General features: G+C 65.9%; 10 protein-coding genes. 5 read left to right on the top strand and 5 right to left on the bottom strand.

Annotated elements, in window-relative coordinates; translation table 11 throughout:
• Positions 1–83: 83 nt before the first annotated feature.
• From QUV25_RS12345 to QUV25_RS12330, 4 genes are all read left to right on the top strand, one after another.
• Complete coding sequence (locus tag QUV25_RS12345; RefSeq protein ID WP_300864300.1) at positions 84–647, top strand: C40 family peptidase; 564 nt, start codon at positions 84–86, stop codon at positions 645–647.
• A gap of 309 nt (positions 648–956) precedes the next feature.
• A complete protein-coding gene (locus QUV25_RS12340) occupies positions 957–2,729 on the top strand; it encodes an adenylate/guanylate cyclase domain-containing protein (RefSeq protein ID WP_300864299.1) in 1,773 nt (590 codons plus the stop codon).
• Between the two features lie 94 nt (positions 2,730–2,823).
• Complete coding sequence (locus tag QUV25_RS12335) at positions 2,824–3,813, top strand: phosphatase PAP2 family protein (protein WP_300864297.1); 990 nt, start codon at positions 2,824–2,826, stop codon at positions 3,811–3,813.
• Entirely contained in the window at positions 3,810–5,810 is a 2,001-nt protein-coding gene (locus tag QUV25_RS12330) for a hypothetical protein (RefSeq protein ID WP_300864295.1), read from the top strand. The genes QUV25_RS12335 and QUV25_RS12330 overlap by 4 nt, the downstream gene beginning before the upstream one ends.
• A gap of 53 nt (positions 5,811–5,863) precedes the next feature.
• Here the strand turns inward: QUV25_RS12330 and QUV25_RS12325 are convergent, their stop codons facing one another.
• The 4 genes from QUV25_RS12325 to QUV25_RS12310 all read right to left on the bottom strand — a co-directional run bounded on the left by QUV25_RS12325 (position 5,864) and on the right by QUV25_RS12310 (position 10,354).
• Positions 5,864–6,514 carry a Crp/Fnr family transcriptional regulator gene (locus tag QUV25_RS12325; RefSeq protein ID WP_300864294.1) on the bottom strand — a complete coding sequence of 217 codons (651 nt, stop codon included), beginning with the start codon at positions 6,512–6,514 and terminating at the stop codon, positions 5,864–5,866.
• Positions 6,515–6,521: 7 nt separating this feature from the next.
• Entirely contained in the window at positions 6,522–7,217 is a 696-nt protein-coding gene (locus QUV25_RS12320) for a LuxR C-terminal-related transcriptional regulator (RefSeq protein ID WP_300864293.1), read from the bottom strand.
• Between the two features lie 178 nt (positions 7,218–7,395).
• Positions 7,396–9,102: a thiamine pyrophosphate-binding protein gene (locus tag QUV25_RS12315; protein ID WP_300864292.1), complete on the bottom strand. Its 1,707-nt coding sequence runs from the start codon at positions 9,100–9,102 to the stop codon at positions 7,396–7,398.
• Between the two features lie 22 nt (positions 9,103–9,124).
• Positions 9,125–10,354: an MFS transporter gene (locus tag QUV25_RS12310; RefSeq protein ID WP_300864291.1), complete on the bottom strand. Its 1,230-nt coding sequence runs from the start codon at positions 10,352–10,354 to the stop codon at positions 9,125–9,127.
• A gap of 226 nt (positions 10,355–10,580) precedes the next feature.
• Here QUV25_RS12310 and QUV25_RS12305 point away from each other — a divergent pair, with 226 nt between their 5' ends.
• Positions 10,581–10,838, top strand: a complete 258-nt coding sequence (locus QUV25_RS12305; RefSeq protein ID WP_300864289.1) for a hypothetical protein — start codon at positions 10,581–10,583, stop codon at positions 10,836–10,838.
• Positions 10,839–10,867: 29 nt separating this feature from the next.
• On the opposite strand, the gene QUV25_RS12300 is transcribed toward QUV25_RS12305, so the two are convergent.
• Positions 10,868–12,283, bottom strand: a complete 1,416-nt coding sequence (locus tag QUV25_RS12300) for a coniferyl aldehyde dehydrogenase (protein WP_300864288.1) — start codon at positions 12,281–12,283, stop codon at positions 10,868–10,870.
• Positions 12,284–12,316 lie beyond the last annotated feature (33 nt).

The following is a 12,316-nucleotide window of genomic DNA, read 5'->3' as shown; positions in this document are numbered from 1 at the left end:
CGAGGAATTGCAAGCGAAATCAAGCATTTCCGCCAATTTCCTCACTTGACTTCTGCATCCTTTGCATCTATCGTCGCGCCACCATGAAACGCTGGTTGTTGCCTCTTGTGTTCAGCCTGTCGGCGTCGGCGTTTGCTGGCCCCGGCCAGCCTGCCTACGACAGCATGGACGCTTTGCTGGTCGACAAGGGATTGGTACAGCGCCTGGGCGATCAGCTTCAACGCGCTGGTGACGCGGTCGGTGATACCGCTTCGCAACTTGTGATGAATGCCATGGGTTTCCTCGGCGTGCCCTACAAGTACGGCGGCAACAGCGCCGAAACCGGTTTTGACTGCAGCGGCTTTGTGCGCGCAGTGTTTGAACAGTCACTGGGCAAGGTGCTTCCCCGACGGGCCGAAGAACAGGCCGCGGCCACCGATCCCATCGAGCGCAACGACCTCAAGCCGGGCGACTTGGTGTTCTTCAACACGATGCGCCGCGCCTTCAGCCATGTCGGCATCTACGTGGGTGACGGCAAGTTCATCCACTCGCCGCGCTCCGGGTCTACCGTACGTGTCGAAGACATGCGCAAGGCCTACTGGGAAACCCGCTTCAACGGCGCACGCCGCGTGCAGGCCGTGGCCGAGGCCACCCCTCTGGCGCGCTGAGCGTCCCCAGCCCTTTCGGGCAACCTCGTCGGCGCCTGCTCAGGCCTTGCCGCCGCTACCGCCACGCGCTCATCACCTCACAGCCCGCTGGCACATGGCCTCCGCGGCAGCACGCCAGGCGCAGCTCGGATGCCGCGGTCTGGCCCTCAATCTGATCGCCAGCACGACGCTACAGCGGCCGCTGTCCAACACGCATTCGGGCAAAACATCCCCCATCTGTGCGAAACTGTTTGAAACACACCCCCCGGACGAGGTATGACGTCGAGCGGCCCACCCCCCAACATGAAATCTCCCGCAGGGGGACACCAAGTGCATTCCGCACTTGGCCTCCCTTTGGAGGCCTACAAGGTGGTGCTCGTGGTGGATCTGGTGGAGTCGGTGCGCTTGATGGCGGGGCATGAAGAAGCGGTGGTCCAGCACTGGCGCGCCTTCATGGACCATGCGAGCCGCGAGGTCCTGCCCCGGCACCATGGCCGCCTCGTGAAAAGCCTGGGTGACGGGCTGCTGGCCGAGTTCGACGAGCCGGTGGACGCGGTGCGAACTGCTCTCGCCCTCAATCAGTTTTTCCCCCGCATCAACCGACCCCTGCCCGCCGACCAGCAGCTGCACCTGCGCGCCGGCATCAACGCCAGCCACCTTTACGTAGGCGAACACGATGTGTACGGCCACGGTGTCAACCTGGCAGCGCGCGTCGCTGGCCTGGGCGAAGCCGGCGACATCATCGTCACCGCGCCGGTGCGCGACGCCATCGTCGACGGGGTTGACGGCGAAGTGGAAGACATGGGCGAGAGCTACCTCAAGCACTGGCCCGAACCGGTGCGCACCTGGCGCGTGAATCCGGTGCGCGCGGATCAGCCCAGCTGGCGGCCCGAGAGGCGCGAAGCACCGGCCAGCGATTTCCGGCCTTCCATTGCCGTCATTCCGTTTGACGCCCGCACACCCGCGCCCGAGCATTTCGTGATCGGTGAGCTGATCGCCGACGGCGTCATTGCCCAGCTCGCCCGCAGCCAGGACATCCGCGTCATCGCACGCCTGTCCACCACCGCGTTTCGCGGCCGCCAGGCCACACCTGGCGAAATCGACGCCCGGCTCGACGCCACCTTTGTCCTCAGCGGTGGCTACGCGGTGCTGGGCGACAAGGTGCTCATCACCGCCGAGCTGGCCGATACCCGCCGCGGTGAGGTGGTGTGGGCCGACCGCCTCAGCGGCGACACGCTGGACCTGATGCAGCTGCACAGCGAGCTCATCCATCAACTCAGCACCGCCTGCACCCATGCCCTGCTCAATGCCGAGGTGCAGCGCAGCCTGGTGCTGCCCCTTCCCCAGCTCGACAGCAATGCCCTCATGCTCGGCGGGATCACGCTCATGCACCGCTCCACGCCGCGCGACCTGCAGCGCAGCCAGCAGCTGCTCGAAGCCGTGGCCGAACGCCACAAGCGCGTGGCCGCACCCTGGGCCTGGCTGGCCAAGTGGCACATCATGCAGGTGGTGCAAGGCCTTTCTCCCGACCCAGCCAACGATTTTCGAAGGGCGATCAGCATCGCCGACCGGGCGCTCGATCTCGAGCCCAACAGCACGTTAGCCATGTCCATCAAGGGCCACGCGCTTTGCCATTTGGGCACCGATGTCGACGCCTCCCACCGGCTGCTGCTCGAGGCGACGCAGAGCAACCCCAACGACCCGATGGCATGGCTGTACAACAGCGTGTGGTCGACCATGTGGGGTGATCCTGAGGACTCCATGAAACAGGCAGAGCAAGCGCTGCACCTGTCGCCCTTGGATCCCCAGAAGTACTATTTTGAAATGATGTTGGCCAACAGCTGCCTTGCGATGGGGCGTTTGGAAGAGAGCATCAAGCTCTGCCAGTCCTCCCTCCAGAAGAATCGGTATCACGTCCCCACCATACGGGCGCTGGTCATAGCGCAGTACGAGCAAGGTCTTGTGGCAGAAGCCAGAGAATCGTTTGCGGTGCTGCTCAAGCTTCAACCGGACCTAAGCCTGCAGAAATATCTTGCTGCGGGCAGGAACAGTCCTTTGAGACAGCGTGGCGCCAAGGCACTGGAAATGCTTGGCCTGCATTGATGACGCGATCCATTTCAATCAGCAAGGAGACGACATGAGCGGAGGTGCGAGCGGAGGTGCGAGTGGAGGTGCGAGCGGAGGTGCTGCGTATGGTGTGGCTTGGTCCGCTGATGCCCTCACCATCAGCCGAGCAGCCATCGTTGGCCCCTTCTCCGGCGCCGCCCTGCACGTACCCGAGCCCGCCTTCAACGACCCGGACAACCTCGCTCGCTGGGCCGACGGGCCCCGGGTCACCGCCTGTTTCACTGAGCTGGTCGAAGGCCTGGTGTTTGATGCCAACAACAGCGCCAAACGCGCCACACTGGGTTACGCCAACCTGCAAGCGCGGGCCATCCAGCGCAAGACACTACTGACCCTGCGCGCACCCAGCCGGGCCCAGCTCAAGCAGCAACTGACCCTGGTGGCGGCCTACGCCGACCTGCGGCCCGACCGCGCGGCCGAGATCGTGGCGCAGATTGGTTTTCCGCTGCCCTTCTGGTCGTCACTCATCGGCCTGCACGAGCATCGCCACAAAAAGACCTTGCAGCTGCTGGACCTCGCGTTTGGCCTGGCGGTGCACGTGGAAATGCGGTTCAAGCACATGTTTGCGGTGATCCGGCCTGACGAGCTCTCGCCGCAAATCCAGGCCATGATTCCAACGCCGGGCCACGGCAGCTGGCCCAGCGGCCACGCAACAGAAGCTTTCATCACCGCGACCGTGCTGCAAGCCCTGCTGGACGATGCCTCCCCGCGCGGGCAGAAAAACGGCCAGGCCTGCCACGAGCAGCTGCAACGGCTGGCCGCGCGCATCGCGACCAACCGCGTGGTGGCCGGCGTGCACTATCCGGTGGACAGCGCGGTCGGCCGCGTTCTGGGCACTGCTCTCGGCGAGTTCCTGGTGGCCCGCGCTACCGGTGGCAAAACCCACGAGCGCGGCTTCGATGCGCGGGACTACGTGGAACCCAACGGCAGTGCACTCGACTTCTCCCTGCATCAGTCGCTGGACCACGGCCACGGTTATTCGCGGGCCGGACGCGCCACGCCCGTGGCCCGTTCGCCGCTGATGGACTGGCTTTGGAAGGAAGCGGTCAAGGAGTGGCGATGAGCGGCCAGCGGTTGCGTTGGCAGCCGCTTCCCAAGGGCGCTTTCACCGGCACGCCTTGGAGCCGGCCTGGCGCCATCGACGGACAAGACCCTTACCTGGCCTGGGCCGAGGCCGATGACTTTGCTGGTTATGCCCGGCGCCACGGTGGGCACGAGCCGCTGAAATGGCTGCCCATCGTGATCGAGCTGGCGCCCGGCGTCGATGTGGCCGCGCTGGTGGCCGCCTCCAGCACCCGCTGGCTGCAGATTCCGCGGGTGTATCTGGACTTGCGCCGTACCCTGCCCGGCCTGCGCTATTGCAGTGCTCGCGTGCGGCCTCAGTTTTTTGAACGGCTCCGTCGCCGCCCGGATTTCCAGGCACTGATCCAGCGCCTGGAGCTGGGCTTGCCTGTTGGGCAACACACGCACCCACTGCAAGACCCCTGCGAACACCATCACCTCAACGCCTCCCGGGCGGCGGCGCCGCGCCGTCTGCGCGGCCCGGTGCTGGGCTTGATCGACGGCGGTCTGGCGCTGGCCAATGCCGCGTTTCTGGATGCCCGCGGCCGCACGCGCGTGAAGCATTTCTGGCGCCAGGACAGCTGCTACGGCGGCCCCTGGCCAGGGCAGAACCACCATGGGGATGGCCATGTGCCGCTGGACCCGGCGCGAGCCGGCCCCACCCCACCCGAAATGGGCTACGGCCACACGCTTGATGCCGCCACCATCAACGCGGCCATGGCCCGCTACACCCCCCCCGGTGGCGCGCTGGACGAAGACGCGCTGTACCGCCACTTCCAGCTATGGGATCTGGCGCGGCCAGTGAACCACGGCACCCATGTGATGAGCCTGGCGGCCGGCTCGGCCACGCCGCACCTGCCGCACAAGGACGCGGCCAGCCGATGCGACCTGATCGCGGTGCAGCTGGACTGGTCCAACATCCTGGACACTTCAGGCGGTGCGATGAACGTGAGCGTGCTCGACGCGCTGATGTTCATCCTGGTGCGCTGTGCGCCCAGCGCCGAGCTGGTGGTCAACATCAGCTGGGGCACGCTGGCCGGACCTCACGACGGCAGCTCCATCCTGGAAGCGGCGATGGACCAGGCCATTGAGCTGCTGGGTGGCAAGCTGCAGATCACCGTGCCCGCGGGCAACGCCTACCAGAGCCGCACCCACGCCAACGCCGAGCTCAAGCCCGGCGCGTGCGAAACCCTGCACTGGCGCGTACAGCCCGACGACCGCACGCAGAGCTTCCTGGAAATCTGGCTGCCCGAGAGCGCCGACGCGGTGGCCATCGAAGTGACGCCACCGGGCGCCAGCGAGCCATTGCCTCCACTGAAATTAGGGCAGGCTGGCTTGTGGACAGGCAAACCGGAGGGCAGCCGAGACGCACACCCGATCTGCGGCCTCATCGTGCCGCATCGCTCGGCCCTCGGTGCCCACGGCACCTGCGCCCTGCTCGCGCTCGCGCCCACCTTTGCCTGGGACGCCCACACGGCCACCGCCCCCTTTGGCGACTGGCAGGTGCGCGTCATCAACCAGGGCCAACACACCTGGCCATTCGACGCCTACATCGAGCGCGACGACGTGGCCCTGGGCCAGCACACCGGCGCGCGCCAGTCTTACTTTGAAGATGCACGCTACGACACCAGCGGCAACCTGAACAGCTTCGTCGACGACCCGGCCAACCCGACCCCGATCCGCCGCAGCGGCACCTTCAACAGCCTCTCGACCGGGCAGCGCACCATCAGCGTGGGCGGCACGCGGCGGGTGTTTGACCCGGGCCTGGGCGCCCTGAGCCGTTTCGCGCGCTACTCGCCCCAAAGGCCCGACCCCGACGCGGGCCGGCCGCAGCGACCCGGCGTGAAAAAGGTGCCGGACACGCTGCAACCCAGCGACGACAATGCCGCCCTCTGGGGTGTTCTGGGCACGGGCAGTCTGAGTGGCAGCACGGCGCGGCTGGCGGGGACCAGCTCATCCGCGCCCCAAGAGGCCCGCCGCCGGATCAACCGCGCCTGAGTCGACCCAGCGCAGCGACAAGGTATGGGACTCAGAGGCGCTTTGCCGCCGGCTTACCAGCGCGCCGGCAAAGTCTTGAGCAGCCAGATCCAGCGCTCACGCACCTCAACGTAGCCGCCGGTTTCCAGATCACGCATCAGGCGGCTGACCATTTCGCGCGAGCAAGCCAGGTGTTGCGCCATGGCCTGGTGGGTGATGCGCTCGCGCAGCACGCGCTCGCCGTGGGCGTCGGCCTCACAGGCCATCTGGTTGAGCAGGCGCACCAGGCGGCCGTACACATCGATCAGGGCCACGCTGCGCGCGCTCTCGGTGGCGAGGCGGGCGCGGCGAATGAGTCGGCCCATGAGCTCCAGCGCGAATTCGGGCTGGGCCGCGATGTAGGCGAGCAGGATGTCGCGCGTGACCACCGCACACAGGCTGGTTTCCAGCGCCTCCACGTTGGCAGAGCGAGGCCCGCCGTCGAGCGACATTTCGCCCACGTACTCCAATGGGCCGTAGACGCCGAGGGTGAGTTCCTTTCCGCTGTTGTCCCCCAGAAAAGCCCGTAGCCGGCCCTGGAGCACGATGTACAGCGTGTCGCCCAGTTCGCCTTCCTGAATCAGCAGTGCGCCGCGCCGATAGCGCCGTTGCACCCCCATCTCGGCCAAGGCCTCGATGTGATGGTGCGGATTGTCTGGGTCGGGGGGGGCAATGGCGCGGGGCATTCAGCGATCAAGGGTGAGCAAACTCCGAGGCATTGTGAGGCATCGGCGTGATGATGCGCAAGGCAGGCACCACGGGCGGCAGGCTGTTGACGCGCTGGATCAGGCGGCGGATGCTGGCGCAGCCGGTTTTTTCGCGCAGCGACTTGACCTGGCTGCGCACGGTGGACTGGGCCACGCCGTTTTCCTTGGCGATGTCGGCCACCTCCAGTCCACGGCACAGGCTGATCATCACGCCCTCCTCACTTGGGCTCAGATGTTGAGCGCGGGCGTACATGCGGACGGCCAAGTTGTCGCAAGCGTTCTGGCGCGAGAGCAGCACGAGCACCGAGGGCGAGTCGGTCTCCAGCGGGTGACTGAGCGGGATGAAAGCCACTGGCAGCTCGCGCTGGTCGACTTTGAGAAACACCAGCTTGCGCTGACCGCGGCAAGCATGCTCCACCCCGGTCTGGATCTGCTCGCTGAGCTCGGTATTGCGGCCAGTCAGCGTGTTGCTGACCGACGCGATCAGGTGGCCGGTGAGCAGCTCGTGTCGTGCCAGGTGGTTGGTCTGCAGGATCTGGCTGTGCGCGTTGATGACGAGGATGCCGTAGTCGATCTCGTCGAGCACCCGCAGCATTTGCCCAAAGCCCAGGCCGGGGCTGTCGTGTCGAACGTGTGCAGCGCCTGCGCTGGTGCCCCATCCGGATTCATTGACTTGCCACATGATTCAGCCCTCCATCGGTGTTTCAGTGGTTCCAATGTAGGACTCCTGCGACGCCGCGAGAGGTATCACGGTGCCACGCTGCGTGTGACATAGTTCCGAACTTTTCGGCACCCAACCGACACTTCGACCCGGTTTTCCGGGCTTTTTTGTGCTTGGGCGGCCCGGGCAAACCAAGCGGTCAGCGACCAGTCTTGATCGCCTGTTCGCGGATGGCACTGAGCGTGCCGCGGGTGGTGATGACCTCGGTGTCGAGCAGCAACTCGATCACCGTACCGCCCTCGGCGGCCAACGCCCTCTGGAGCGCGGGCTCGAACCCTTCGGTGGTCAACACCTGTTCGGCGGCGTAGCCATAGGCCCGCGCAAGGGCGCACAAATCGGGGTTGGTCAGGGACGAGCCGCTGACGTGAGCCGGGTACTCGCGCTCCTGGTGCATGCGGATGGTGCCGAAACTGGCGTTGTTGACCAGCAGGATGATGCTGCGCGCCCCATGCATCACGGCGGTGGCCAGTTCCTGCCCGTTCATGAGGAAGTCGCCATCTCCAGCGATGGTGAACACGGTACGCCCAGTGAGAATGGACGCCGCTATGCCAGCCGGTACGCCGTAACCCATGGCACCGTTGGTGGGCGCGAGCTGGGTTTTGTGCCCTTTCACCAGGCCGTGGTAGCAGTAGAAGCGGTGCAGCCAGCTTGCGAAATTGCCGGCGCCGTTGGTGAGCACTGCATCGGCTGGCAGATGCGATTGCAGCGAATGGATGATGGCCGGCATGTCGATGGGGCCGGGCAATCGAATGCCGCCGTTGCGCACATCGACATTGACTTCGTAATCGGCATGGCAGGCTGCGGTCCAGTCGACCCAGGGCAACTGAGGCGGTGCACTCAGGACCTCCAGGCAACGTGCCGCCGCGTTCATGGTGGCGCAGATGGCCAGCGTGGGCTGGTAGACGCGGCCCAGTTCCTCGGCACTGGCGTGGATATGCACCAGTTTCTGCTTCGGCAGCGGCGCTTCGATCAGCGTGTAGCCGCCGGTGGTGGATTCGCCCAGGCGCGGGCCGATGGCGATCAGCAGATCGCTCTCCCGCACACGCCGGGCCAGCGCCGGGTTGATGCCCAGACCGACGTCGCCAGCGTAGAGCGGGTGGTGGTTATCGAACGTATCCTGGAAGCGGAAGGTGTTGGCCACCGGCAGCTGCCAGTTCTCAGCGAAGCGCTGCAGCGCCGCAGCGGCCTGCGACGTCCAGCCGCCACCGCCGGCCAGCACCAAGGGGCGCTCGGCCGCGAGCAGCAGCTCACGCAGCTGGCGCAGCGAGCCCGGGTCGGCCCAGCTCTGCACCGGCTCCAGGCGTGGCAAAGGTTCGGCATCCACCGTCTCGGTCAGCATGTCCTCGGGCAGCACTAGCACCACGGGCCCTGGCCGACCGTTCATGGCGGTGGCAAAGGCGCGCGCCACGTACTCGGGAATGCGCCGCGCGTCGTCGATGCGCTCCACCCGCTTGGCCATGCCCTTGGTACTGGGGCCGAAGAAAACCGCGTAATCCACTTCCTGGAAGGCCTCGCGGTCGCGCGCATCGCTGGCCACGTCACCCACGAACAGCACCATGGGGGTGGAATCCTGGAACGCCGTGTGCACGCCGATGGACGCGTTGGTGGCGCCCGGCCCCCGCGTCACGAAACACACGCCGGGACGGCCGGTGAGCTTGCCCTGTGCCTCGGCCATGAAGGCGGCTCCCCCCTCCTGGCGGTTGGTGATGAAGCGGATGCGATCGGCGTGGGCGTGAAAACCGTCCAGCACCGCGAGGTAGCTTTCGCCCGGCACGCCAAAGGCGTGGGTCACACCCTGGGCAATGAGGCATTCGACCAGGAGGTGGCCAGCGAGTCGCGAAGTCATGGGCAATGGAAGGTAGACAAGGTCAGGCCGCGCGGCGACCCACGCCGAGGGCAGCAAACACGGCGAGGAACAGAACGAGTGCGGCACCGACCAGCGTGGCGCTGTACCAGCCACGGTCCATGAGTTGGCCGAACACCACCGGCGACAGGGCGAAGCCCACGTCCAGTCCGGAGTACACCGTGCCATAGACACGGCCGGTCGCACCTTTGGGCGTGGCCTTCTTGATCATCATGTCGCGGCTCGGGCCGCCCACGCCGACGGCAAACCCGGTGGCGGCCAGCGCTACCATGGTGCCCACATTCCCCAGCCAGCCGGTGGCGCAGACCAACAGCAGCAGCGCGCCGGCCGACATGGCGTAGGCCACCACCCGCTCGCTGGACAAGCGGTGTTGCTGACCATAGGCCGCCACAAACCCACCCACCAGCATGCCCACCGCGCCGCTGAGCATGTAGGCGCTGACGGTGAGCGTAGCGGCTTCCATGCTCACGCCATGAAGGCTTTGCAGGATAGACGGGGCAAAGCTCTGCACCACCGCCAGGGTCATGGTGGACAGCAGGAAAAATGCAAAACACCACCAGACCACCGGCAGCTTGAGGTAAGCGAGCTCGGCCCCTCTGGGTGCATTCTGTTCGCGCACCACCACCTCCGTGCGCAGATGGTCACGCTGCCAGAACAGCACGCTCAGCACGACCGCATACAGAGCGGCCGCTGCGAAGTACGCGGTGCGCCAGTCGGCCAGCGCGGTGATTCCAACAAGAAACACCGGCGCCAGCGCCCATCCCAGGTTGCCGGTGAGCCCATGGGCGCTGAAGGCGTGACCCAGGCGCGGCGCAGATACCCGCTGATTGAGGATGGTGAAGTCCGCCGGGTGAAACGGTGCATTGCCCAGCCCGGCCAGACACGCCACCAGCACCAGACCGCTGTAACCGGTGGCCTGAGAGGCCGACAGCGCGGCCAGCAAAAAGCAGAAGATGGCAGCGAACAGCACCGGGCGGGCACCCAGGCGGTCGACCACGAAGCCCGCCAGTGCCTGCCCCACGCCCGAAATCACGAAAAAGATGCTGACCAACAAACCGACATCGGAATAGCTCAGACCGAAGTCGCGGATGAACACCGGGAACAGGGGTGCCAGCAGCAGATGAGAAAAATGGGATGTGCCGTGCGCCAGGCCGACCAGCCCGATCACGGTCGCGTCGCGTTTCAACGGGACCGGTGGCGCGGCGGCGGGAACGTCGAGGGCGGCGGTGGTCATGAGGCAGCTATGGTACGCCGCCGCTTGCTGCCTTGCTGGCGAACGCGCGACAGTGCACAGAACTGGACCTCCGCATTGGGCCATGCACCGCCCTGGTGAGGGATGCACCCCTCGGACGGAACCTGCGCACTGTCAATGGCGTGTCACACACCGGAACTACGCTGGTACGCATCTTGCAGATGCACTTCAAACGCCACTCGCATGGCGTCATCCAGGGGAAGCCAACATGAACACGCATCGACGATTCCGCAAAACCGACAAGGCCTGGGACATGCTCGTCCAGCCGGCGCGCTTCGGGCGCTGCGCCTACAGCTTGCTGCTGCTGGCCAATGGCCGGCGCAGCGAGGAAGAACTGTCCGTACTGCTGGGCACCGATGTATCGGACCTTGCTCGCCACCTGCAGGCCGACGGCTATCTGCAGCCAGTCGACTCCACCCTCTCGGAAGAAGCTGAGACCGATTTCGATCAGCCCACACTCAACTGAGCGCGTGGCAACGCTCCCGCACGGGCCGCTCAGAGCCAGCGCTTGAGCAAACCCATCACGCGGTCGAACTTCGTACCGTAGGGCGGGTAGAACAGGTCGCCCATCGCGAAGCGTGACTGCACCAGCACCGGCTTTTGCTGCGTGAAGCGCAGGAAACCTGCTTCGCCGTGATAAGCACCCCAGCCGCTTTCACCCACGCCACCAAACGGCAGGTTCTCATGGGCGATGTGCATCAGCGTGTCGTTCACTGTCACGCCGCCGCTCACGGTGCGGCTGAGCAGGCGGTCGCAGGCCAGGTGGTCGGTGCCGAACCAGTACAGGGCCAGAGGGCGAGGCCGCTCGTTGATGTAGCGCACCGCGTCGTCCATGCCGTCGTAGGCCAGCACCGGCAGCACGGGACCGAAGATCTCTTCGGCCATCAAGCGCGAATCGGCGGGTGCGTCAAACACCAGGGTGGGCGCCATCTGGCGCTTAACAGGCTGGCCACCCTGCCCCAGCGCCACCACGCGAGCACCTTGCGATGCCACATCGGTCACCAGTGATTGCAAACGAGCCAGATGGCGCTCGGTGAGGATGGCGGTGTAGTCCGGGTTGCCAGCGATGCTGGGAAACAGGCGCTGCACGGCGGCGGTGAACGCCTGCTCGAACGCCGCCTCCATGCCGCGTGGCAGCAGCACGTAGTCGGGCGCGATGCAGGTCTGGCCGGCATTGAGCAGCTTGCCGTGCGCGATCTTGAGCGCCGCGTCGGCCATGTCGACCGAGCGATCGATCACACAAGGCGATTTGCCGCCCAGCTCCAGCGTGGTGGGTGTGAGGTTGGCCGCGGCCGCGGCAGCGACCTTGCGGCCCACTGCGGTGGAGCCGGTGAACAGCAGGTGGTCAAACGGCAGACTGGCAAACTCGTGCGCCACATCAGCCCCGCCTTGCACCACGCACAACTCGTCGGCCGCATAGGCCTCGTGCAGCAGCTTGGCAAGCAAGGCCGAACTGTGCGGCGTGAGCTCGCTGGGTTTGATCATCACCCGATTCCCGGCCGCCAGTGCGGTAGCAGCCGGGCCCAGCGTGAGTTGCAGCGGGTAGTTCCAGGGTCCGATCACGCCCACCACGCCCAGCGGCTGGCGCTGGATATAGGCGCTGGCCGGCTTAAGGTAGAGCGGTGTCTTCACGCGCTGCGGTTTGGTCCAGGCGGTCAGGTGCTTTTCGAGGTCGCCCAGCAAGGCACGCAGGACCAGAAAGTCGGCGACCTCGGTGAGCTGTGGCGAGCGCACGCCGAAGTCGGCCTGAACGGCATCGGCCAGAGCCGCGCCGTGGGTGTTGATGAGGTCACGCATGCGTTTGAGGCGGTCGCGCCGGACCACCAGCGACACATCAATCTGGGCTCGACTGGCCTGGTATTGGGCGTCGAACAGCGCGCGCATGGGAATGTCGGGTGGAGCTTGGGTCATGGGGCCATGATAGTCAGCGAGGCCATTGAACAA

The organism is Hydrogenophaga sp. (assembly GCF_030373245.1).
GTDB lineage: Bacteria > Pseudomonadota > Gammaproteobacteria > Burkholderiales > Burkholderiaceae_C > Hydrogenophaga.
The sequence above is the reverse complement of the archived record's forward strand: the minus strand, read 5'-3'. Positions and strand labels throughout refer to the sequence as shown.